Source organism: Brevundimonas sp. (genome assembly GCF_018608325.1).
Taxonomy (GTDB): Bacteria; Pseudomonadota; Alphaproteobacteria; order Caulobacterales; family Caulobacteraceae; genus Brevundimonas.
In genome coordinates this window covers 3,889-25,323 of record NZ_JABAZW010000104.1, presented here as the reverse complement: position 1 = coordinate 25,323, position 21,435 = coordinate 3,889, and the positions used below count along the sequence as shown (strand labels likewise).

Sequence of the window (21,435 nt, the reverse complement as noted above, 5' to 3'; positions counted from 1 at the left end):
ATTCCGGGGCGGCCGTAGGGCGAACCCGGAACCCAGGCGGCCAGCACCTGCGGCCCTGGGTTCCGGGTTCTTCGCTCCGCTCAGCCCCGGAATGACGCTGAGAGGGACGACCCACTGAATGTCGATCAGGCCTAAAACATCGCCGGTATGACCCGGTCGGGCGGGCGGTGGCCATTCTGGTAGGTCATGACATTGGCGATGACCCGGTCGCCCATGTCCTGACGCGCCTCCAGCGTCGCAGAACCCAAGTGAGGCAGCAGCACCACATTGGGCTGGCCCAGCAGGCCGGGATGGATGTCCGGCTCATTCTCGAACACGTCCAGACCCACGCCGGACACGGCCCGCATGGCCACGGCCTGCGCCAGTGCCGCTTCGTCGATCAGCTCGCCACGCGCGGTATTGACCAGAATGGCGTGGGGCTGAAGCCTGGCCAGACGCTGAGCTGACAGCAGGTGGTGGGTGTCCTTGGTCGCCGGACAGTTCAGCGAGATGATGTCCATGCGCGACAGCATCTGGTCCAGATCGTCCCAATAGGTCGCGCCCAGCTCTTCCTCGATCAGGGCCGAAACAGGCTTGCGGTTATGATAATGGACCTGCAGTCCGAAAGCCTTGGCGCGGCGGGCCAGGGCCTGGCCGATCCGGCCCATGCCGACGATGCCCAGGCGCTTGCCCCACAGCTTTCGCCCGCACATCCAGGTCGGGGTCCAGCCCTCGAACCGGCCGTCGGCGATCACCTGCGCCCCCTCGACCAGACGACGGCTGACGGCCAGAATCAGGCTCATGGCCATGTCGGCGGTGTCTTCGGTCAGGACGCCCGGCGTATTGGTGACGATGATGCCCCGCGCCACGGCGGCGTCCACGTCGATATTGTCCACCCCCGCGCCGAAGTTGGCGATCATCTTCAACTGCTCGCCCGCGCCATTGATCAGATCTGCATCGATTTTATCGGTGATGGTCGGCACCAGAACCTGAGCGCGCTGGACGGCGGCCTCCAGCGCCGCGCGGTTCATCGGCTGATCCTTGAGGTTCAGCTCGGCGTCGAAAAGTTCGCGCATCCGCGTCTCGACCGCGTCCGGCAGGCGTCTGGTTAATACGACCTTAAGCTTGGAGGCGGACATTGCAGGCCTTGGTTTGCGGGCGGCGATTTAATGGATCGAGGCCCGCGCGACGGGTCGTTCCATACAGTGTCTAGCAAAGCCGCCGCCATCTTCCAAAGCTTCTGGCGCCGCATCGTCGTCGCTGCGGCTGTCATCGCCCTATTCGGGGGCCTGGGCGTCCTGACCAGCGCCGGTCAGGCCATGCCCGACGGCCGCCCCACGCCCACGGGTCTTGAGGTGCCGCGCTGGATTTCGCTGAAGTCCTCGCACGTCCGCGCGCGTCAGGGGCCGGGGCTGGATTACCCCATCCTGTGGGAATACCGCGCCGCCGGACTGCCGGTTCAGGTCATCGCCGAGACGGCGGAATGGCGCAAAATCTGCGACCCGGACGGCGCCGTGGCCTGGATTCACCGCACCGTCTCCTCGGGCCGTCGTTCGGTGTTCAACACGACGGAAGAAGAAGTCCCGATCCGCTCGGGCCGCTCCGACACGGCCTCGGTGCGCGCCCGCCTGTCGCCCCGCGCCCTGGTGTCGCTGGATGAATGCGAAGACGGTTGGTGCCGGGTGCGGGCGCGGCGGCTGGAGGGCTGGGTGGCGCAGCGATCAGTGTTCGGAACCCAGGAGCGCGCCCTGTGCAACGCCAACCGTCCCGCCGGAACAGGACGGGGCTGACACCCCGCTGTTGAGCCCCACTGTTGAGCCAAGGCGCGTGGTCGTGTAACCCGCGCTTTGATATTCTACGAAACGGAAGCGCCTTGACCCAGTCCCAATACCCCTCGTCCTTTGATCATGAGGCCCTGCTGGCCTCTGGCCGTGGCGAGCTGTTCGGTCCAGGCAACGCCCAGCTGCCCGCCCCGCCGATGCTGATGTTCGACCGGATCGTCACGATCAACTCGGACGGCGGCGACCACGGCAAGGGCTATGTCGAGGCGGAACTCGACATTAATCCCGAGCTCTGGTTCTTCCAGTGCCACTTCATCGGCGACCCCGTCATGCCCGGCTGCCTGGGCCTGGACGCCATGTGGCAGCTGGTCGGCTTCTACCTGGGCTGGATCGGCGGACCGGGCCGTGGCCGTGCCCTCGGCGTCGGCGAGGTCAAGTTCACCGGTCAGGTGACGCCTGACGTCAAGAAGGTGGTCTACAAGATCCACCTGAAGCGGGTGATCAACCGCAAACTGGTCATGGGCATCGCCGACGGCGTGCTGGAGGCAGACGGCCAGGTCATCTACACCTGCAACGACATGCGGGTCGGACTCTTTGGCGCCGCCAAAGACGAGCCGACGGCCGTCTAAGCGCCTATATACCGTCAGCAAGGCGGAAGACCCCTGGGTCGAGAAGCATCAGAAGGAAACACCATGCGTCGTGTCGTCGTCACCGGCTTGGGCATCGTATCCTCCATCGGCCACGGCGCCGAAGAGGTCACCCAGTCGCTGCGCGAAGCCCGTTCGGGCGTCGTTCATGCAGCCGATCACGCCAAATACGGCTTCCGCAGCCAGGTCTGGGCGCCGCCCAAGATCGGTCCGTGGGAAGAACTGGTCGACCGCCGCGCCGCGCGCTTCCTGGCGAACGGCACGGCCTGGGCGCACATCGCCTTTGAAGAGGCGCTGAAATCTTCGGGCATGTCGGCCGAGGAAATCCGTGACGACCGCATCGGCCTGATCGTCGGCGAGGGCGGTCCCTCGACCCAGGTCATCCTGCAGGCGGCCCAGACGACCATCGAAAAGGGCGCGCCCAAGCGTATCGGCCCGTTTGCGGTGCCGAAAGCCATGGCCAGCGGCCCTTCGGCGGTCCTGTCGACCTGGTTCCAGATGCGCGGCATCAACTATTCGATCAGCTCGGCCTGCGCGACGTCGGCTCACTGCATCGGCGCCGGGGTCGAACAGATCCAGTGGGGCAAGCAGGACGTGGTCTTCGCCGGCGGTTGCGAGGACATCGACTGGTCCATGTCGAACATGTTCGACGCCATGGGCGCCATGTCGTCCAACTTCAACGAGACGCCTTCAGTCGCCTCGCGCGCCTATGACACCAACCGCGACGGCTTCGTCATCGCAGGCGGCGCAGGCATCGTGGTGCTGGAAGAATACGAGCGGGCCAAGGCGCGCGGCGCAACCATCTATGCCGAAGTCACCGGCTACGGCGCCAACGCCGACGGCTATGACATGGTCGCCCCCTCGGGCGAGGGCGCGCAACGCTGCATGAAGATCGCGCTGGAGCAGGCAGGCAATCCCAAGATCGACTACCTGAACCCGCACGGCACCTCGACGCCAGTGGGCGATTCCAAGGAGATGGAGGCTGTCCGCGCCGTCTTCGGCGACAACCTGCCGATGATCTCCTCGACCAAGTCGCTGACCGGTCACAGCCTCGGCGCCGCTGGCGCTCAGGAAGCCATCTACTGCCTGCTGATGATGCAGAACGGCTTCGCCGCCGAAAGCGCCCACATCGAAACCCTCGATCCGGCGTTCGAAGGCATGCCCATCCTGCGCAAGCGTCATGACGGCGAACTGACCCACGTCATGTCCAACAGCTTCGGCTTCGGCGGCACCAACGGCACGCTGATCCTGTCGAAGGTCTGAAACTCTTCGCCCGTCATCCTCGGGCTTGACCCGAGGATGAAGGATGGAGGCCCAGGGACTGCGGCTTTATTGCGTGTGCAGGGCCGCTCTCCTTCTCCTCACGCAAATTCTTTCGTCCGTGCCAGTTTACACGACCGATTCTCGCCCTTAGAGAGCGTCGCCGTGTCCATGCTCATGACCAAAACCATTACCTCGAAAACCACCTGCCTCGGCGGGGCGGTTTCGGGTGTGCGCAAGGTTTAGGCGACAACCCCGATCCCAAGCCCCGCCGACGCGCGGGGCGGTCCAACCGGATCGAAAGCCCCGCGCCTCCCACCTTCCCAGGAGACGCCTTTCATGACCTTTTCCCCGTCCAATCCGCCCCACGTGGGCATCGTTGGCGCCACCGGCCTTGTCGGTGAGATGATGCGCGGCCTGCTGGCCGAGCGGAACTTCCCGTTGGCGTCGCTGCGCCTGTTCGCCTCGGCCCGTTCGGCGGGCAAGACCATCCGTTTCGGCGATGTCGATGTGGTGGTCGAGGATGCGGCGACGGCTGATTACGCCGGGCTCGACATCGTCTTCTTCTCCGCAGGCGGCGAGACCTCGCGCGCCCTGGCCCCAAAGGTCGCCGCCGCTGGCGCCGTGGTCATCGACAACTCGTCCGCCTACCGCAGCGACCCGCAGGTGCCGCTGGTCGTCGCCGAGGTGAACCCCCACGCCCTGGCCGACCGTCCCAAGGGCATCATCGCCAACCCCAACTGCACCACCATGGCCGCCATGCCGGTGTTGAAGCCCCTGCATGAGGCCGCCGGCCTGAAGCGTCTGATCGTCTCGACCTATCAGGCCGTGTCAGGCGGCGGGGTCGAGGGCATCCGCGTGCTGGAGACCCAGTCGCGGGCCAGCGTCGATCAGGGCGCAGCCCTGGCCCGCGACGGCGGCGCCGTCGATTTCGGCACGGTGGAGAAGTGGGTCGTGCCGATCGCCAACAATGTGGTGGCCCTGAACTACACCCTGTCAGAAGACGGCTATACCGACGAGGAGCTGAAGCTGCGCGACGAGAGCCGCAAGATTCTCGAAATCCCCGGCCTGCCGGTTTCCGGCACCTGCGTGCGCGTGCCGGTCTATTCCGGCCATTCCCTGTCGATCAACGCCGAGTTCGACCGCCCGATCTCGGTCGAGGCGGCGCTGGAGCTGCTGGGTCAGGCGCCGGGCGTGGTGGTGACGGCGGTGCCGAACCCGCTGGACGCCACCGGCAAGGACCCGGTCTTCGTCGGCCGCGTGCGCCCCGATCCCACGGTCGAGCACGGTCTGGCCCTGTTCGTCTCCAACGACAATCTGCGCAAGGGCGCCGCCCTGAACGCGGTTCAGATCGCGGAGGTTCTGGTGCAGCAGAACGGCCTCTAGAACGTCATTCCGGGGCTGAGCGCAGCGATGAACCCGGAACCCAGGACCACGCGTACGGCGCCAACCGCATCAGGCGCAGGAGATGTCCACCTGGGTTCCGGGTTCGTCCTTCGGACACCCCGGAATGACGATGAAACATCAGTCGTAGCGCACGCCGCTGAGATAAAGCCCCGCCGACGGGGCGACGGGACCGCACCGGGCGCGGTCCTTTGCCTCCAGCGCCGCCTTGACGTCATGGGCGGTCCAGCGACCCAGACCCACCTCGACCAGCGTCCCGGCCATGGACCGGACCTGACGGTGCAGGAAACTGCGGGCCTGAAACACCAGATGCACCTCTTCGCCGAAGCGGCTGACGCGGGCCACGTCCAGCGTTCTGACCGGCGACTTGGACTGACAGCCCACGTCGCGGAAGGTGGTGAAGTCGTGATGGCCCACCAGCACCTGGGCCGCGTGATGCATCGCTTCGGCGTCCAGCGTCTTCTTGACGTGCCAGACCCGGTCGCGCTCCAGCACCGGCTGCGGGCGGCGGTTCAGGATGCGGTACAGATAGCCCCGCCCCGTCGCCGAGAACCGGGCATGCCAGTCGGCGTCAGGCGCATAGTCCGCCGACAGGACGCAGACGTCCTGTTTGATCAGATGGGCGTTGATCGCATTCAGGACCTTGTCGACCGGCCAGTCGCGTTCCAGGTCGGCATGAATGACCTGGGCCGTGGCGTGGACGCCGGTGTCGGTGCGCCCCGCCGCTGCGATGCGGATACGCTCGCCCGAAAAGGCCAGAATGGCGGCCTCGACCGCGCCCTGCACCGTCGGCTGGCCGTCCTGAGCCTGAAACCCGTTATAGGCCGTGCCGTCGTATTCGATGGTCAGCTTGTAGCGCGGCATCAGCCGAGCACGGTCCCGGTGGGCAGGGGAAAGCCGCGCAGCATCTCGTCCGCGCTCTGCGCCGCCTTGCCCTCGCGCTGAACGCGGATCAGGCGCACCGCGCCGGTCCCGCAGGCGACAGTCAGGGCGTCGTCCAGCACCGCGCCCGGCGTGCCCGAACCATCCGCCAGCGCAGACAGCAGGGCCTTGATCCGCACGGGTCCAGCCTCGGACGGGGCTTCGAACCAGGCGCCGGGGAAGGGCGACAGGCCGCGGATGTGGGCGTCCACCTCGGCCGCCGGGCGGGTCCAGTCGATGCGGGCCTCAGCCGGGGTGATCTTCTTGGCGTAGGTCGCCTCGCCCGCCTGTTCGGTCGGGGTGACGCTGCCGCGCTCGATGGCGGCCAGAGCGCGGGGCCACAGGCCAGCTCCGACATGGGCCATGCGCTCGGACAGACTGGCCGCCGTGTCGTCGGCGCGGATGTCCATCAGTTCGGTCAGCAGGATGGGGCCTTCGTCCAGCCCCTCGCCCATCTGCATGATCTGGACGCCGGTCTGGGCGTCGCCAGCCATGATAGCGCGCTGGATCGGCGCCGCGCCCCGCCAACGTGGCAGCAGCGACCCGTGTAGGTTTAAACAGCCCAGACGCGGCGCCTCCAGCACGGCGAGCTTCAGGATTTGGCCATAGGCGACGACGCAGGCGGCATCGAGGTCCAGGCTCTGGAAGGTGTCGATGGCGTCCTGGGCCTTCATGCTCTCAGGCGTGAAGACCGGCAGGCCCATGGTTTCAGCAAAGGCGTGGACCGGCGACAGCGTCAGTTTCTGACCCCGGCCCTTGGGGCGCGGCGGCTGCGAATAGACGGCGACGATCTCGTGGCCCGAGGCGATGAGCTCGGCCAGAGACGGCACGGCGAAGTCGGGAGTTCCCATGAAGGCAAGGCGCATGGGCACGCCTTTAGAACGTTGCGGCGCTTACTGCCAGCGGGTGAAGACGCCGCCGCCCTCATCCCATTCGCCGCCCGCGTCCAGCGCGTCGTCGAAATCCAGCAGTCGGTCCAGCAACAGGCCTGCGACCACGCCCAGCAGGGCGATCCCGGCGACGGTGGCCACGCCCGCCACGCCGATCTTCTGGCTGCGCGTCAGGCGACGTCGGCCATTGGTGTCGATGACGACGGAGGCGTTGCGGCGGGGCGTGCGGCGGCTCATGCGGCGATCCTGTCTCGGGCGGCCTTCTTGACCTTGGTCACGGCGCGCTCACGCTTGAGCCGCGACAGATGGTCTATGAAGAGCACCCCGTTAAGGTGATCCATCTCGTGCTGGATGCAGACGGCGTAAAGGCCTTCGGCCTCTTCCTCCACCTGTTCGCCAGCACGGTTCAGATAGCGAATACGGACGCGGGCGGGACGTTCCACCTTGTCGAAATATTCCGGGATCGACAGGCAGCCTTCTTCGTAGGTGTAGAGCTCGTCCGACGACCAGAGGATTTCCGGGTTGGCGAAGAAACGCGGGTTCTTGCGCGCCTCGGCGTTTTCGGCCTCTTCTTCCTCCGTCTCGCAGATGACGCCGTCCTTGTCGCCCAGGTCCATGACAATGACCCGGTCCAGCGCGCCGACCTGTGCGGCGGCCAGGCCGATGCCCGGTGCGTCGTACATGGTGTCCAGCATATCATCCATCAGGGTGCGGACGGCGTCGTCCACAGCCGCGACGGGCTTGGAGACCTGCTTCAGGATCGCCAGATCGGCGGCGTTATCAATGGTGAGGATGCGACGAATGGCCATGTCGGGGAGGTAGGCCCGCCCCGGCGCGACGTCAAGATTTCCGAGCGTCGCACTGGGTCTTGAGGCCTATCAGCCCGCAGACTGCGTCACCCCGATCACGGCGTAGAAGGTCCACAACAGCGCAACCAGCACCATAATGAGGCCCGGCCACATGGCCCTGGTCCGATTGCTCTGCAAAGCCGCATAGCGATCCGGCTCCACATCGCGGTGAACCGCCGTCCGGCGCTGACCGCGCGTATAGACCACGCCGGAAGAGCGGGCGCGAAGCCACGGGACAGCCTCGCGCAGCAAGAGGAACAGCCCGGCGGCGTAGAGTGCGATAGGTATCATGAAGCCCCCTTCAGAAGCTTCACGACTACGCCAGGGCTGCGCGCTCATCAACCGATGAGAATTCTCACTCCTTGCCGGGCAGGGCGCGGGGTTTGCGGTTTTCGTCGATGGCGACATAGGTGAAGACACCCTGCGTCACCCGCACCGAGGCCGCCTGCGGCTGGCCGCGCGCGCGCTTCCAGGCCTCGACGCTGACGCGGATCGAGGTGCGGCCCGCATGGATGACCTCGGCATAGATGCTAACCTCGTCGCCGACCGAGACGGGCTGGTGGAAGACCATGCCGTCCAGCGCCACCGTGGCGCAGCGCCCGCAGGCCAGTTCGAACGCCGGGGTCGCCCCCGCCAGGTCCACCTGCGCCAACAGCCAGCCGCCGAAGATGTCGCCCTCGGGATTGGTGTCCGCCGGCATGGCGACGATGCGGCCGACAGGCTGGGTTTCGGGCGGATAGGCGGGCGCGTCGGACATGAAAGAAGAGCTCTGGTGTTCGGGGTGGCGCGTTTCCTACGCCTCAGAGGCGGGCTTGTCGCGTCTGGGGCGGGTTTTCTTCGGAACGGACAGGCTCAACTGCGAGGTTCGAATGGCCTTGGCGTCCTGAAGGGCGCGCCAGGCCCCGCCCAACTCCATCGCCATCAACAGATGATCCTGGGTCAGGATGCTCCAGCGCGCCTGACGAAAGACGGCGATGTCGTTCAGCAGACGCGAAGCTTCGCGCAGGTCCGCCCTGTCTGATCGGGCGCCGAGATCCTGAAGGCGTGCAAACCGCCAGCCCTGTTCGGGCGGATGCTCCAGCGCCAGCGCAAACCGCACCTCGGGCGTCATGTCCGCGCCGAGGAACCGCCATTCTGTCTCGTTCGGCGCCAGCCGATAGTGACCGGGCTGGTCCGGCAGGCCGTTTGAAGCATAGACCTCAAGCGCCGCCGCTTCGATTTCATCCAGGGCCAGGACCAGACCCTCTGGCTCCGACGCCTCGGCCGCGTCAGGACGCGCGAAGGGGTCAAAGCCAGAGTCCTGATCCGTTGCGCGCCTGCCGCCGATCCAGCCGGAAAACAGGTCGCGCCAGACCATGGGATCAGTTGTTGTTCAGGGTGCTGGTGACCGAGATGTCATAGACGACCCGGGTCATGCTCTGAACCACTTCGAAGAATTTGCGCATCTCGGCTGCGCCCGCCAGCGGCACATAGACCACGTCTTCCGGCATGACCTGCATGTTGGTCGCGGCGAAGACATTGGCGGCGTCGGAGAAGTTCAACTCATAGACCACCGGCACGCCGCGCGGGGTTGCGGGCTGGGTGATGCCCAGAGCCTGAGCCACCTCGGGTCGCTCGAAGCGGAAGACCATGACGCGGCGGGCGTTGGCGGCGTTGGTGTTCAGACCGCCGACCTTGGACATGGCCCCGGTCAGGGTCATGGGCCCCGCAGGCATGTCCACCTGCGCCACCGCGTTCAGGGCGCCGAAGGTGGAGAAACGACGCGGCTTGTACTGGACATTGATCACATCGCCGCGTTGCAGGCGGACATTCTCGCCGAACTCGGTCGTCACGGCCGACAGGGGCGCGGTGTAGGTGCGCCCTCCGCGCTGGATGCTGATGGTCAGGTCGTCTGTGGAGCGCGCAGAGCCGCCTGCGGCGGCGATGACGTCAAGAATCCGGTCGCGATTGACGCCCACCGGCACACGACCCGGCTGGCGCACATCCCCCAGCACATTGACGCTGTTGGAGACATTGCCCGCAATGGAGACCATGACCTGCGGATTGGCCACCTTGCCAACCAGCGCGCGGCGGATGGCTGCGGCGGCCTGGGGCGCGGTCAGGCCCTGAACCTGCACCTGTCCAGCGAAGGGAATGGAAACCGAGCCGCTGCGGTCGACCACAGAACCCGGCAAGGCCTGGTTTCCGCCTTCGATGCTGTTCGAACGACTATTGCTGCTCCCGCCGCCACCGCCGAACAAGGAACCCGATGGGTCGTAGATCGACACGGCCAGGGTGTCACCCTCGCCGATGAGGTCGACGGGCTGTTCGCTGGAGGCCGTCGCCAGGGTGCCGAAGAACTGCGGCGGGACATGTTTGATCCGCTCAGTCACCTCGTAGGTCAGCGGCACCAGGGCGTAGCTGCCCAGAGCCTGCGCCGTCGTCGCGCCGGAATCGATGGAGGCGCCGGAAGGCCCGTCGCGTGGAAGCGTGGAACAGCCGCCCAGGATGGCGACGATGGCAAGCGGCAGAATGGTGCGCGTCATGAAGCTGAAAAGCCCTCGTTCGCGGATTGATTACAAGTCTTTGCCCGTGCTCGCCAGAGGCGAAACAGGTTCCAGGCCGATGGCCACGGCCACGATCTGGAAATGCCCCGGCCAGGTCGGCGCCGAATATCTGGGCGGCGAAGGCGGCGGGACAGAGGCGGCCTTCTCGATCGCATCCAGCCAGCCAAGACCGTCCAGAGGGTCGATCATCAAGGCGTGGGGCGTCAGTTCACGATGCGGCGGAATATCTGAGGCGATCAGCGACAGACCCATGGCGCAGGCCTCGACGGCGGGCAGGTCGAATCCCTCAACAGACGAAGGCGCCAGAACCGCCTGCGCCCCGCGCATCAATCGCGCCAGAACCACATCCGACAGATTGGCGGCCTGATGCACGACCCCGCGCAGATTGGGCGACCGCTGAAGATGATCCAGCACCGCCTCATTCTCCCAGCCATAACGTCCCACGAGGACCAGCGACGGCGTCTGGCCGCCCATTCGCTCCTCCAGCCTTCGCCACAGGGTCAGGATCAGGGCCAGATTCTTGCGCGCCTCGATGGTGCCGACATGGACGAAATAGGGCCGCGACGCCTGAATCGCATCACCGGCGACAAAGGCGGGCTCCAGCCCCAGATGCGCGACGTGGATTGGCGGCTGGGGCAAACCCTCTCGCGACGCAAAGGCCCGCAACTCATCGCCCGTATAGGCCGAGTTGACGATCACACGGCTGGCATAGCGCAGGGTGTTGGCCACCCGCGCATAGTGTTTATCCCCGTCCCCAGGACGACAGAACTCTGGGTGGGTGATCGGGATCAGGTCGTGGATCAGGATCACCCGCTCGACGCCAGCCGCCTCCAGCTCCTGCAGGGCGGTCGATTCATGCAGGGTGGTGTGGCCGACGCTCAGGTACAGATCAGCCTGCGGCAGCCGCTGACCGTGGTTGGAGCGGAAGAACTGCTTCAGGACCCGGGTCTTGTCGGCCGGTTTTTCCGGCGCGGGCGCAGGCGGTGCGCCGATGACCGAGGCTGCCGGGCGGTCCGACGCCGTCAACGCCTGCAGCAACCGCACCTCATGTTCCAGATCGGCAGGCGCACTGACCGCCCCGTTCCAGCGCGCCCTCAGATCAACGACGAAACGTCGGAACCAGTCGCTGTCGACCGTGACCAGCCGGTTCTTGCGGCCTCGGACCGGGATGGTGGTGACATCGGGCCGGGACAGCAGCCATTCGGCATAGGCCAGACAGACCCGGTCCACGCCCGTCGGCGCGGAACGGTCGGCCCGGCTCATCAACCGGCTGGCGTCGTAGAGGATTCTCATGGTCGATCGATCAGGCGACGTAGCCCGCCTGCATCAGTTCAGCGATGTGAACGATGGCGATGGGGCGGCCCTCCTCAACCACGAACAGGTTGGAGATCTTGTTGGCCGTCAACAGGTCGACGACGTCGCTCATCCGCGCATTGGTGTCCACCGTGATCGGATTGGCGCCCATGATGTCGGCGGCCTTCAGACTGGTCGTGTCATCGCGCTGGAAGGCGCGGCGCAGGTCGCCGTCGGTGACGATCCCGACCAGGGACCCCGCATCATCCAGCACCGCGACGGCGCCCTTGCGCCCCTCTGTGACGGCGGAGACGACTTCGCTGAAGCTGGCGGTCAGGGGCACGCTGGCGGGGGCGGCGGCGTTGTCCCCCATCCATTCGCGCACGCTCTGCAGGCTCATGCCCAGGGCGCCGCCGGGGTGATGCAGGCCGAAGTCCATAGCCGTGAACTGGCGACGGTCCATCAGCACCATGGCCAGAGCATCGCCCAGGGCCAGGGTCATCAGGGTCGAGGTCGTCGGCGCCAGGCCATTGGGGCAGGCCTCCGCCACCTTGGGCATGGTCAGGCAGACGGCGGCGTTGCGGCCAAGGAAACTGGTCGGACGCTGGGTGATGGCGATGACGGGAATATTGTTGCGCTGGCAGTAGATCAGCGGGTCGCGCAGCTCACGGCTCTCGCCGGAGTTGGAGATGGCCAGTAGCGTCACATCGGGGCGCAGCATGCCCAGATCGCCGTGGCTCATCTCCGCCGGGTGGACAAAGAAGGAATTGGTGCCCGTCGAAGCCAGGGTCGCCGCGATCTTGCCGCCGATATGGCCGGACTTGCCCATGCCGGTGACGACCACATAACCGGGACGGCTCATGATCACATCGACGGCGCGCGCGATCGAGACGTCGATGGAGCGCTCCAGCGCCTCCAGCGCCTCGATGTTCAGCTTCACCACCTCACGCGCCCGTTCGGTCATGACGGCGATGGCGTCCGGCGACGAATGTTCGATCTCGGTCATCTGGCGACAGGCCCGTAGTCGGGCTCTCCTTTGTTCGAGGTTGCGGCCATTGCCCCACCCACGCGCGGCGCGCAACTCGTCCTTTTCAGACGCCTTTGTCGCTTTCTGGTCAACCTTTGCCGGTCTGGCGCGTTCCGACATCGGGGAACAAAAGAAAGAGCCGAAGCCTCATGCCGTCTCGCGCCGGAACCGTCGATCTCATCCTGCCACCACCGCCTGTAAGGGCGGATGGCGCGGCCCTGTTCCTGGACATGGACGGCGTTCTGGCCCCCCTGGCGCCGACCCCCGGCGAGGTCGGGCCGGTCGCCCGCCGTACGGCTGCGCTGAAAGCCATCGACCTTCGTCTAAAGGGTCGCGTCGCCATCATCAGCGGCCGCACCATCGCCGAGATCGACCGGATTTCCGACCACGCCCTGACCGCCGCCTCGGGCGTGCACGGGCTGGAGCGGCGACGCGGTGACGGCGGCATTGAGCGGAAACAGGCCGACGAGGGCGTCGCCTATGTGCTGGAGGCGTTTGAGGCCTTCGCTGCCTGCCGACCCGGCATGATCGTGGAGGACAAGGGGGTTTCCGCCGGTCTTCACTATCGCGGCGCCCCGGATCAGGCGCGGGCGGCGGAGGCGCTGGCCACCCGCCTGCAGATCGAAACCGGACTGACGCTGCAGCCGGGCCATATGGTGCTGGAGCTGAAGACGCCCGGCGCCACCAAGGGCACGGCCCTGACGGCCTTCATGCGCGAGGCGCCGTTCAGGAACGCCCTGCCCATCATGGTCGGCGACGACGTGACCGATGAGGACGGGTTCGAGGCGGCCAAGGCTCTGGGCGGCTACGGCGTGCTGGTCGGTCCCGCACGACCGACCGCCGCACGTTATGGCCTGGACGATGTGGACGCCGTCCTGACCTGGCTGGAAGCCATCGCCGAGGCCAAGGCATGAGCGTGAAACCCAATCTCGACCTCTGGCCCATCGGCAACTGCGCCATCAGCGCCCTGATTGATCGGCAAGGTCGTTTTGTCTGGGCCTGCGCCCCGCGCGTGGACGGCGATCCGGTCTTTTCCGCCCTGATGAACGGCGAGACGCCCGATCACGGCTTCTGGGCCGTCGAACTGGAAGATCAGGTCAGCGTCGATCAGGCCTATGTGCGCAACACCCCGGTCCTGCGCACGGTGCTGACGGCAAGGGACGGGGCGGCGGTCGAGATCATCGACTTCGCCCCGCGCCACGCCAAACACGCCCGCACCTATCGCCCGCTGGCCTTTGGACGGATCGTGCGGCCGCTGAACGGCACCCCGCGCATCAGGGTCAGGTTGCGCCCGTCGACGGACTGGGGGGCCAAGGCCGCGCCCCATACCTCAGGCTCGAACCACATCCGCTTCATCTGCCCGGACATTGTGTTTCGTCTGACCACCGACTGCCCCGTCTCGCACATCCTCAATGAGCGGACGATCCGGCTGGAGCGGCCCTATTACTTCTTCCTCGGCCCGGACGAGGGCTATGACCAGGACATCAGCACCGGGGTTCAGGCGGCACTGGATCGCACGGTGGAATATTGGCAGAGCTGGGTTCAGACCCTGTACCTGCCGCTGGACTGGCAGGACGCCGTCATCCGCGCGGCCATCACCCTGAAGCTTTGCGCCTATGAGGAGACGGGGGCCATCGTCGCGGCCATGACCACCTCGGTGCCCGAGTTCCCCGAGAGCGGGCGCAACTGGGATTACCGCTACTGCTGGATCAGAGACGCCTATTACACGGTGCGGGCGTTGAACCGGCTGGGTGCGGTGGACATTCTTGAGAACTATCTCGGCTATCTGAGGAATCTGGTCGATGACGCAGCGGGCGGTCACGTCCAGCCGGTCTATGGCGTAGGTCTGGAGCCTGGAATCGGCGAAAGCATCGTCGAGAGCGTCAAGGGCTATCGCGGCATGAAACCGGTGCGCATCGGCAATCAGGCGCACGAGCACCTGCAACATGACGTGTACGGACAGATTGTCCTGCCGCTGGTGCAGGCCTTCTATGACCAGCGGCTGCTGCGCCCCGGCACGGTCGATGACTTCCACGCGCTGGAGAAGGTCGGCGAACGCGCCTTCGCCATGCATGACCAGACCGACGCCGGCCTGTGGGAGTTCCGCACCATCGCGCGGGTCCATACCTATTCCTCGGTCATGTGCTGGGCGGCGTGCGACCGTCTGGCCAAGGCGGCGGACCATCTGGGCCTGCAGCCGCGCGGCGATTTCTGGCGCGAGCGGGCCGCCATCATCCGACAACGGATCGAGGCCGAAGCCTTCCTGCCTGACGAAGGGCGGTTCGCCGCCAGCTTCGGCAACCGCGAACTGGACGCCTCCCTGCTGCAGATGACCGATCTGGGCTTCCTGGAGGCGCATGATCCGCGTCAGGTCGCCACCTTCGACGCCATCGAGCGCGATCTGAAGAAGGGCGCCTTCCTGTTCCGCTATGTTGAGCCGGATGACTTCGGCGAACCTGAGACGGCCTTCAACTTCTGCACCTTCTGGTTCATCGAGGCCCTGCTGCAGAACGGGCGCCCCGCCGAGGCCCGCACCATCTTCGAGGAGATGCTGAGCCGTCGCACCGCGGCGGGCCTGCTCAGCGAGGACATCTCCATCGAGGACGGCGAACTGTGGGGCAATTATCCGCAGACCTATTCCCTGGTCGGCATCATCAATTGCGCCGTCTTGTTGAGCCGATCCTGGACCGACGTACGTTAAGACCTGAACCGCCTTTTTCCGTCCCTGGGCTGGGGACGCCGCCAGCAGTGAGTTTATGAGCCGCCTGATCGTCGTTTCGAACCGCGTATCCGCACCCAGGGACCCCGCCGCCGGGTCCGCCGGGGGCCTGGCTATGGCCCTGTCGGCCGCCCTTCGAAAATACGATGGCCTGTGGTTCGGCTGGTCCGGCGAAACCGTCGATCAATGGACCGGCGAGGTGAAGATCGAGGATCGGGCCGGGGTCACCGTGGCTCTGGTCGATCTGGAGCCGCACGACGTCGACGAATACTACAACGGCTACGCCAACAAGACCCCGTGGCCCCTGTTCCACCACAGGACCGATCTGGCCCAATACGAACGGTCCTATGGCGAGGGCTATGAACGGGTGAACCGGCGCTTCGCCGAGGTTCTGGCGCCCCTGATCCAGCCCGACGACATGATCTGGATCCACGACTATCACATGATCCCGATGGCGCGGGATCTGCGCCGCCTCGGCGTGCGCAACCGGATCGGCTTCTTCCTGCACACGCCCTGGCCGACGCGCCAGTTGCTGGTCACCCTGCCCCACCACCGGCGTCTGGTGGAATCCATGTTCGACTTCGACCTGATCGGCTTCCACACCCAGGAATGGAGCGACCTGTTCACCGACTATGTGGTCTCGGAGGCGCGCGGCGAACTGTTCGGCGACGGCGGGCTGGAGTGTTTCGGACGCCGCGTCCAGACCGGGGTCTTCCCCATCGGCATCGATGTCGAAGGATTTCTGGCGGCGCGCAACTCGACCCTTGGCGCGCGGACCTATGACCGGATGGCCGCCTCCGCCGCCTTCCGCAAGATGATCGTCGGGGTGGACCGGCTGGACTATTCCAAGGGGCTGGAGGAACGCCTGCTGGGCTATGAGCAGTTCCTGCAGGACAATCCGGCGATGCGGGGCGAGGTCTTCCTGCTGCAGGTGACGCCGATATCCCGCGACGACGTGGATTCCTATCAGGACATCCGGGCGCGGCTGGACGCCCTGGCCGGGCGGATCAACGGCGCCTTCGGCGACATGGACTGGCAGCCGATCCGCTATCTGAACCGCACCTATCGCCGGGATCAGTTGGCGGGCATCTATCGCGCGGCGCGGGTGGGTCTGGTCACGCCCCTGCGCGACGGCATGAACCTGGTGGCCAAGGAATATGTCTGCGCCCAGAACCCCGAAGACCCCGGCGTGCTGATCCTGTCACGGTTCGCAGGCGCGGCGGAGCAGATGGGCGAGGCCCTGCTGGTCAATCCCTTCAGCCGCGAAGAGCTGTCGGACGCCATTCACAAGGCCCTGACCATGCCGCTGGACGAGCGCATCCGCAAATGGGAGGCGCTGATGCAGGTGGTGCGCGACACCGATGTCGGCATCTGGCGCGACGCCTTCGTCAAGGCGCTGACGCCGGCCCCCAGCGCCCCCCAGAACAGTCAATGGCCGGGGGCGGCGTAAGCCCTCCCGCTTGCGTCACCCTCGGATCAGGTCAAGGACGGCAAAGGCAGCGGTCAACGCACATCGAACGCCAGCAACAGGGTCCGCTGCACCGGATTGAAGTTGTCGTCCGACAGGATGTAGAGCCGCGTCGCATCGCCGCGTCGTTCCGCCGCCACCCCTTCGAAATTATCCGTCGTTCCCGGCAGTTTCAGTTCCACCAGGACGGGCCCCAGCGTCCCGTCGGGCGCCAGGCGTCGGATGCGCCCACGCAGGTCGAACGGGGCGCGATAGAGGCGCTCGACCACGAACCACCCCTCGCCGGACGGATCGCGGTCCATGCCGGTGATGCGCCAGCCGCTGAGCGGAACCGGCGTTTGCGGCGGCGGCGTCACCACCACGCAGCGCACAGGGGTGCAGTCCCACAGGCCGCCCGCCTCACCCGCGATGCGCCAACCGTCGGCGGTGATCGACACCGCCTCCATTCCGTCGTTCTCGGCGAAGTCGAAGTCGGGAATGCGCAAGGCCTGCGGGTCGGGTCGAATGGCCGACACGGGACCATAGTTCCACAGCCGGTGGTTCCGTTCGAAACTGATCAGCAGGTCGCCATCCGGCGTCAGGGCCAGCCCCTCCGCGTCGCCGTCATGCTTGTCAGTGATCGGCTGGCCGTTCTGCAATGTCAGGCGACGGGTGCGGACATGGTCCAACCCGACCAGACGTCCCTGCCCGTCCAGCCGCAGGTCGGCGATGACCAGATCGCCGAAATCCGACACCATGACCACGCCGCCGTCGCCCGTCAGCTTCAGGTCCGACAGACTGTGAACCGGCGAGGTCGGATCAGCGATGACCGACAGCCCGCCCGCATAGGTCACGCCCTGCGCCAGCGTCACGCCGCCCGGAAGGCCCAGCCCGACGCTCCGCAACTGCACGACCGCAGGTGTCCATCCGTCCGTGACCAGTGGATAGGGTTGCGGCGGCCCCAGCGACGCCGCACAGGCGGTCAGGGTCAAGGCCGCCCAGACCGCCGTCAGACGGGGCAGGCGTTTCACGCCGCGCGTTTCTTCTGAACCCGCCGGGTTGGGCCAGCCGCGCCGTCCGCCTCGAACAATTCAGCCAGCTTCTCGGTCATGGCCCCGGCCAACTGCTCCACGTCGACGATGGTCAGGGCCTTGCGGTACCAGCGGGTCACGTCGTGGCCGATGCCGATGGCCAGCAGCTCGACCGGCGAACGGTCCTCGATCTCGGCGATCACCTGACGCAGGTGCTTGTCCAGATAGAGGGCGGCGTTGGCCGACTGGGTCGAATCATCGACCGGCGAACCATCGGAGATGACCATCAGGATGCGGCGCTGTTCGGCGCGGGCCAGCAGCCGTCCATGCGCCCACTGCAGGGCCTCGCCGTCGATGTTTTCCTTCAGCAGGCCCTCGCGCATCATCAGGCCCAGGTTCTTCTTGGCCCGGCGCCATGGCGCATCTGCGGCCTTGTAGATGATGTGGCGCAGGTCGTTCAGGCGGCCCGGATTGGCGGGCTTTCCCGCGCTGATCCAGGCTTCGCGGCTCTGTCCGCCCTTCCAGGCGCGGGTGGTGAAGCCCAGAATCTCGACCTTGACGCCGCAGCGCTCCAGCGTCCGCGCCAGAATGTCGGCGCAGACCGCCGCCACCATGATCGGGCGCCCGCGCATGGAGCCCGAGTTGTCCAGCAGCAGGGTCACCACCGTATCGCGGAACGGGCTTTCGCTCTCGGCCTTGAACGACAGGGGGGCGGTGACGTCGGTGACGATCCGCGTCAGGCGCGCAGTGTCCAGCATCCCCTCTTCCAGATCGAACATCCACGAGCGGTTCTGCTGGGCCAGCAGGCGGCGCTGCAGTTTGTTGGCCAGCCGCGAGACGACGCTGGACAGCACCGCCAACTGGCCGTCCAGCAGGGCGCGCAGCCGATCCAGCTCCATCGGGTCGCACAGTTCGGCGGCGTCGATCACCTCGTCATAGGCGGTCGTGAAGACGCGATAGGCGTCCACGGCCCGGCCGTCGTCGGCGGTCTGCTGGCGGTTGGGCTGTTCGCCCTCCTGCAGTTCGGGACCTTCGTCTGAGGCCTGACCATCGGGGTCGGCGGGCGCGCCTTCGGGGCGGCTTTCGCGCTCGTCTTCCGAGGACTGATCGTCGGCGTCGCCCTCCATCGACTGAGAGCCTTCGCCGCCGTCCTCTTCTTCCTCCTCGTCCTGATCGTCGTCAGCAGAGGGGTCCTGGGGGTCCGGTTCCTGATCGCCGGGATCTTCTGAGGCGTCCTCGCCGCGCCCGTCTGCGGGGTCGAGGTCCAGCGCCTTCAGAACGTCACGGAACTTCAGGGCGAATGCAGCCTGATCGCCCGACGCCGCCGCCAGCGCATCCAGCTTGGCGCCGGCCTTGGCCTCGATATTGGCGCGGACCAGATCAAGCATGGACCTTACGCCATCCGGCGAAGGACGCCCGGTCAGACGTTCACGCACCAGCAGGGCCACGGCCTCGGCCACCGGCACCCGTTCCGCCTCATTGATGCGCAGGGCGCCGTTCCGCTCCAGCCGTGTGATCAGGGCCGCATCCAGATTGCCGCGCACCCCGGCCAGAAACTCGGACCCGACCGCCTCGACCCGCGCCTGCTCGGCGGCCTCGAACACCTCGGCGGCCTTGCTGTCGGCAGGGCGCATCCGTCCGTCCAGCGCCGGATCATGATTGGCCAGCCGCAGGGCCAGCCGGTCGGCCTGTCCGCGCAGGGACGCGCTTTCCGGTCCCGACGGATCACGTGGCGGATGCGGCAGGGTCAGGACGCCGCCGACCATCTTCGGCCCGTCAGAGCCGAACACGACTTCCAGTTCCGGCTGTTCGGCCAGGGCGCGGGCGGCATGACCCAGCGCGCGCTTGAAGGTTTCAGCAGGAGTATCCGGGGCGGCCATGCCTCCAGTTAGTCGCTAACCGTCCGGGATAAAAGCGCTCTCAACCCTGTTTTCGGATCGGCACCCGGCGGCCATAGGTCAGGCAGCGCCACACCCACTCCAGCGGTCCCATGCTGAACCGCGACAACCACAGCGGCGACCAGATCAACTGCACCGCCCAGACGGCCAGAACCACGCCCCATTGACCGACATAATCCACCTGTCCGAACAGGCGCGGCCCCCACGGCATGTAGAAGATCGTGGTCATGATCAGGGTCTGGGTCAGATAGTTGGTGAAGGCCATCCGCCCTACGGGCCTCAGCGCGGCCGTCGCCCAGTCCAGCCCCCGCGTGGTCAGCAGGATGATCAGGCTGGCGTAGCCCAGGGTGATCAGGATCGGGAAAGCCATGGCCGCATCGGCCAGACCGCCGGTCGGGTGACTGCCCGCAGGCGCCATCGCCTCGACCCATTTCAGACCGCCCAGCAGGGCCAGCATCGCGGCGCCCACGGCGATCACCGCCAGATAGGTTCGCGTCGAGGCCTGCCCGCCGAAGAAACCCGTCTTGAACAGGCCCATGCCCAGCATCATCAGCGGCACGGTCGAGAAGACGAAGATGGTCACGCTCATGCCCTGGACGAACATCCAGGCCGACAGGTTCTGGCCCATGGCCGCGCCCCATCCGCTGCGATAGGCGGCGATGGAGGCCTGAACGGCGGCGACGTCGAAACCGGGCGCGCCGCCCTGCATCTCATTGACCAGAGCCTCCGGGCCGGACACCGCCAGCCAGGCCATGATGGCGTGCAGTCCGCCCATCACCAGTGTCGCCCCCAGACCGATCCCGATCAGCAGGCGCGCCGGCATGGACCGCATCAGCATCACGAACAGGCCGGACCAGGCGTAGAGCAACAGCACGTCGCCGTACCACAGGGCCAGACCGTGGATCAGGCCGATGACCGCCAGCCAGAACAGGCGCCGTCGCAACAGCCGCCCGCGCGCCGCATCGCTGCGCTCGCCGCCGACCAGATAGAGGGACGCCCCGAACAACAGGGCGAACAGGGTCAGGAATTTCTGCTCGAAGAAGACCTCGACCGCCCAGCGCGCCACGGCGTTGGCGCCGACCAGGGCAAACGGGCTCAACTCCGGCTCGCCATAGGCCATGAATGGCAGGGAAAAGGCCGAGGCGTTGACCGCCAGTATGCCCAGAATCGCCAGACCCCGCATGGCGTCCAACGAGGCGATGCGCAGGCGCGGCGCGACGGGCGCCAAGGCCTGAATTCCTGTCTGGATTCCAGCAGCGTCAGACATCGGATCCCCCAACCCTCGCCCGCCCGATCAGGCCTTGGGCATCAACCCCAGACGATCCTTGACCGCCGGCTTGGCCTCAAAGGCGATGAAGGCCGCGCACAGTCCCGCCCACAGGCCGTAGCTGATGCCGACGATGATCGACAAAGGCAGGGCGCCGACGCCGAAGATCAGCAACGTCGTCTCGGCTGCGCCCACCGCCTGCATGGCGTTAGCCGACGCCATCGCACCCAGGGCCGTCAGGGCCAGAGCCATCAGCACCTGAAGCAGCGCCGCCAGCAGGCCGCCGAACAGCATGAAGCGCCACACCACGCCCAGACGCGAGACCGGCTTGCCGTTGCGACGACGCTCGACCTGCACCCGCCACACCCCCAGCGGCACGGCGATCACGCCGATGACCAGCACCATCAGACGCCAGTCCAGCTCCCATCCCGGCATCCACGAACTGGGCGGCCAGATCGGCAGGGTCAGGATCAGCGG

At 66.6% G+C, this 21,435-nt stretch carries 22 protein-coding genes; 7 read left to right on the top strand and 15 right to left on the bottom strand.

Translation table 11 applies throughout. The annotated features are described in order from the left end of the window. Positions 1 to 131: 131 nt before the first annotated feature. On the bottom strand, positions 132 to 1,118 hold the full coding sequence (locus QZ281_RS10700) for a D-glycerate dehydrogenase (protein ID WP_292228198.1): 987 nt from the start codon (positions 1,116 to 1,118) through the stop codon (positions 132 to 134). Between the two features lie 66 nt (positions 1,119 to 1,184). On the opposite strand from QZ281_RS10700, the gene QZ281_RS10695 reads away from it, so the two are divergent. The 4 genes from QZ281_RS10695 to QZ281_RS10680 all read left to right on the top strand — a co-directional run bounded on the left by QZ281_RS10695 (position 1,185) and on the right by QZ281_RS10680 (position 5,053). After that, entirely contained in the window at positions 1,185 to 1,769 is a 585-nt protein-coding gene (locus QZ281_RS10695; protein WP_292228196.1) for an SH3 domain-containing protein, read from the top strand. 83 nt (positions 1,770 to 1,852) lie between these two features. Next, complete coding sequence (fabA, locus tag QZ281_RS10690) at positions 1,853 to 2,389, top strand: 3-hydroxyacyl-[acyl-carrier-protein] dehydratase FabA (RefSeq protein WP_292228194.1); 537 nt, start codon at positions 1,853 to 1,855, stop codon at positions 2,387 to 2,389. A 63-nt stretch (positions 2,390 to 2,452) separates the two neighbouring features. Then, positions 2,453 to 3,670 carry a beta-ketoacyl-ACP synthase I gene (fabB, locus tag QZ281_RS10685; protein ID WP_292228191.1) on the top strand — a complete coding sequence of 406 codons (1,218 nt, stop codon included), beginning with the start codon at positions 2,453 to 2,455 and terminating at the stop codon, positions 3,668 to 3,670. Between the two features lie 336 nt (positions 3,671 to 4,006). Continuing rightward, positions 4,007 to 5,053 (top strand): aspartate-semialdehyde dehydrogenase, encoded by a 1,047-nt coding sequence (locus QZ281_RS10680; RefSeq protein ID WP_292228187.1) that lies wholly within the window; start codon positions 4,007 to 4,009, stop codon positions 5,051 to 5,053. A gap of 138 nt (positions 5,054 to 5,191) precedes the next feature. Here the strand turns inward: QZ281_RS10680 and truA are convergent, their stop codons facing one another. From truA to QZ281_RS10630, 10 genes are all read right to left on the bottom strand, one after another. Then, positions 5,192 to 5,935, bottom strand: a complete 744-nt coding sequence (gene truA, locus QZ281_RS10675) for a tRNA pseudouridine(38-40) synthase TruA (RefSeq protein ID WP_292228185.1) — start codon at positions 5,933 to 5,935, stop codon at positions 5,192 to 5,194. Continuing rightward, complete coding sequence (gene fmt / locus QZ281_RS10670) at positions 5,935 to 6,858, bottom strand: methionyl-tRNA formyltransferase (protein ID WP_292228182.1); 924 nt, start codon at positions 6,856 to 6,858, stop codon at positions 5,935 to 5,937. The genes truA and fmt overlap by 1 nt, the downstream gene beginning before the upstream one ends. A 27-nt stretch (positions 6,859 to 6,885) precedes the next feature. Continuing rightward, a complete protein-coding gene (locus tag QZ281_RS10665; RefSeq protein ID WP_201098330.1) occupies positions 6,886 to 7,119 on the bottom strand; it encodes a hypothetical protein in 234 nt (77 codons plus the stop codon). Next, positions 7,116 to 7,691: a peptide deformylase gene (gene def, locus QZ281_RS10660; RefSeq protein ID WP_292228180.1), complete on the bottom strand. Its 576-nt coding sequence runs from the start codon at positions 7,689 to 7,691 to the stop codon at positions 7,116 to 7,118. Before def ends, QZ281_RS10665 begins: the two co-directional genes overlap by 4 nt. Before the next feature lie 69 nt (positions 7,692 to 7,760). Further along, positions 7,761 to 8,021, bottom strand: coding sequence for a hypothetical protein (locus tag QZ281_RS10655; protein ID WP_292228177.1), 261 nt, complete (start codon positions 8,019 to 8,021; stop codon positions 7,761 to 7,763). Between the two features lie 64 nt (positions 8,022 to 8,085). Further along, the gene (locus QZ281_RS10650; RefSeq protein ID WP_292228174.1) at positions 8,086 to 8,487 is read right to left on the bottom strand and encodes an acyl-CoA thioesterase; all 402 of its coding nucleotides are present in this window, start codon (positions 8,485 to 8,487) and stop codon (positions 8,086 to 8,088) included. A 36-nt stretch (positions 8,488 to 8,523) separates the two neighbouring features. Further along, positions 8,524 to 9,087 carry a hypothetical protein gene (locus QZ281_RS10645; protein ID WP_292228171.1) on the bottom strand — a complete coding sequence of 188 codons (564 nt, stop codon included), beginning with the start codon at positions 9,085 to 9,087 and terminating at the stop codon, positions 8,524 to 8,526. 4 nt (positions 9,088 to 9,091) lie between these two features. After that, the gene (locus QZ281_RS10640) at positions 9,092 to 10,255 is read right to left on the bottom strand and encodes a polysaccharide biosynthesis/export family protein (protein ID WP_292228168.1); all 1,164 of its coding nucleotides are present in this window, start codon (positions 10,253 to 10,255) and stop codon (positions 9,092 to 9,094) included. Positions 10,256 to 10,285: 30 nt separating this feature from the next. Continuing rightward, entirely contained in the window at positions 10,286 to 11,569 is a 1,284-nt protein-coding gene (locus QZ281_RS10635) for a glycosyltransferase family 1 protein (protein WP_292228165.1), read from the bottom strand. 10 nt (positions 11,570 to 11,579) lie between these two features. Beyond that, positions 11,580 to 12,575 (bottom strand): KpsF/GutQ family sugar-phosphate isomerase, encoded by a 996-nt coding sequence (locus tag QZ281_RS10630; protein WP_292228162.1) that lies wholly within the window; start codon positions 12,573 to 12,575, stop codon positions 11,580 to 11,582. Positions 12,576 to 12,745: 170 nt separating this feature from the next. On the opposite strand from QZ281_RS10630, the gene otsB reads away from it, so the two are divergent. From otsB to QZ281_RS10615, 3 genes are read left to right on the top strand one after another with little or no spacing between them, the layout of a single operon-like run. Next, complete coding sequence (gene otsB / locus QZ281_RS10625) at positions 12,746 to 13,510, top strand: trehalose-phosphatase (protein WP_292228159.1); 765 nt, start codon at positions 12,746 to 12,748, stop codon at positions 13,508 to 13,510. A 2-nt stretch (positions 13,511 to 13,512) separates the two neighbouring features. Next, entirely contained in the window at positions 13,513 to 15,297 is a 1,785-nt protein-coding gene (locus QZ281_RS10620; RefSeq protein ID WP_292228205.1) for a glycoside hydrolase family 15 protein, read from the top strand. 55 nt (positions 15,298 to 15,352) lie between these two features. After that, positions 15,353 to 16,765, top strand: coding sequence for a trehalose-6-phosphate synthase (locus QZ281_RS10615; protein WP_292228156.1), 1,413 nt, complete (start codon positions 15,353 to 15,355; stop codon positions 16,763 to 16,765). Between the two features lie 53 nt (positions 16,766 to 16,818). Here QZ281_RS10615 and QZ281_RS10610 read toward each other — a convergent pair whose 3' ends face one another. The 4 genes from QZ281_RS10610 to QZ281_RS10595 all read right to left on the bottom strand — a co-directional run. Beyond that, positions 16,819 to 17,793, bottom strand: a complete 975-nt coding sequence (locus QZ281_RS10610) for an esterase-like activity of phytase family protein (RefSeq protein WP_292228154.1) — start codon at positions 17,791 to 17,793, stop codon at positions 16,819 to 16,821. Next, positions 17,790 to 19,673, bottom strand: coding sequence for a cobaltochelatase subunit CobT (gene cobT / locus QZ281_RS10605; RefSeq protein ID WP_292228152.1), 1,884 nt, complete (start codon positions 19,671 to 19,673; stop codon positions 17,790 to 17,792). Before cobT ends, QZ281_RS10610 begins: the two co-directional genes overlap by 4 nt. A gap of 40 nt (positions 19,674 to 19,713) precedes the next feature. Continuing rightward, positions 19,714 to 20,958, bottom strand: a complete 1,245-nt coding sequence (locus tag QZ281_RS10600; RefSeq protein WP_292228149.1) for a DUF418 domain-containing protein — start codon at positions 20,956 to 20,958, stop codon at positions 19,714 to 19,716. A gap of 27 nt (positions 20,959 to 20,985) precedes the next feature. Then, the coding region (locus QZ281_RS10595; RefSeq protein WP_292228146.1) for a phthalate transporter at positions 20,986 to 21,435 on the bottom strand (450 nt) is incomplete at its 5' end.

Bases quoted from the DNA above. Each gene is read 5' to 3' on its own strand.
- fmt (WP_292228182.1), bottom strand. From the start codon at position 6,858: ATGCGCCTTGCCTTCATGGGAACTCCCGACTTCGCCGTGCCGTCTCTG.
- QZ281_RS10700 (WP_292228198.1), bottom strand. From the start codon at position 1,118: ATGTCCGCCTCCAAGCTTAAGGTCGTATTAACCAGACGCCTGCCGGAC.
- QZ281_RS10650 (WP_292228174.1), bottom strand. From the start codon at position 8,487: ATGTCCGACGCGCCCGCCTATCCGCCCGAAACCCAGCCTGTCGGCCGC.
- def (WP_292228180.1), bottom strand. From the start codon at position 7,691: ATGGCCATTCGTCGCATCCTCACCATTGATAACGCCGCCGATCTGGCG.
- QZ281_RS10630 (WP_292228162.1), bottom strand. From the start codon at position 12,575: ATGACCGAGATCGAACATTCGTCGCCGGACGCCATCGCCGTCATGACC.
- QZ281_RS10600 (WP_292228149.1), bottom strand. From the start codon at position 20,958: ATGTCTGACGCTGCTGGAATCCAGACAGGAATTCAGGCCTTGGCGCCC.
- cobT (WP_292228152.1), bottom strand. From the start codon at position 19,673: ATGGCCGCCCCGGATACTCCTGCTGAAACCTTCAAGCGCGCGCTGGGT.
- QZ281_RS10655 (WP_292228177.1), bottom strand. From the start codon at position 8,021: ATGATACCTATCGCACTCTACGCCGCCGGGCTGTTCCTCTTGCTGCGC.
- QZ281_RS10645 (WP_292228171.1), bottom strand. From the start codon at position 9,087: ATGGTCTGGCGCGACCTGTTTTCCGGCTGGATCGGCGGCAGGCGCGCA.
- otsB (WP_292228159.1), top strand. From the start codon at position 12,746: ATGCCGTCTCGCGCCGGAACCGTCGATCTCATCCTGCCACCACCGCCT.
- QZ281_RS10665 (WP_201098330.1), bottom strand. From the start codon at position 7,119: ATGAGCCGCCGCACGCCCCGCCGCAACGCCTCCGTCGTCATCGACACC.
- QZ281_RS10635 (WP_292228165.1), bottom strand. From the start codon at position 11,569: ATGAGAATCCTCTACGACGCCAGCCGGTTGATGAGCCGGGCCGACCGT.
- fabB (WP_292228191.1), top strand. From the start codon at position 2,453: ATGCGTCGTGTCGTCGTCACCGGCTTGGGCATCGTATCCTCCATCGGC.
- QZ281_RS10615 (WP_292228156.1), top strand. From the start codon at position 15,353: ATGAGCCGCCTGATCGTCGTTTCGAACCGCGTATCCGCACCCAGGGAC.
- QZ281_RS10640 (WP_292228168.1), bottom strand. From the start codon at position 10,255: ATGACGCGCACCATTCTGCCGCTTGCCATCGTCGCCATCCTGGGCGGC.
- truA (WP_292228185.1), bottom strand. From the start codon at position 5,935: ATGCCGCGCTACAAGCTGACCATCGAATACGACGGCACGGCCTATAAC.
- QZ281_RS10680 (WP_292228187.1), top strand. From the start codon at position 4,007: ATGACCTTTTCCCCGTCCAATCCGCCCCACGTGGGCATCGTTGGCGCC.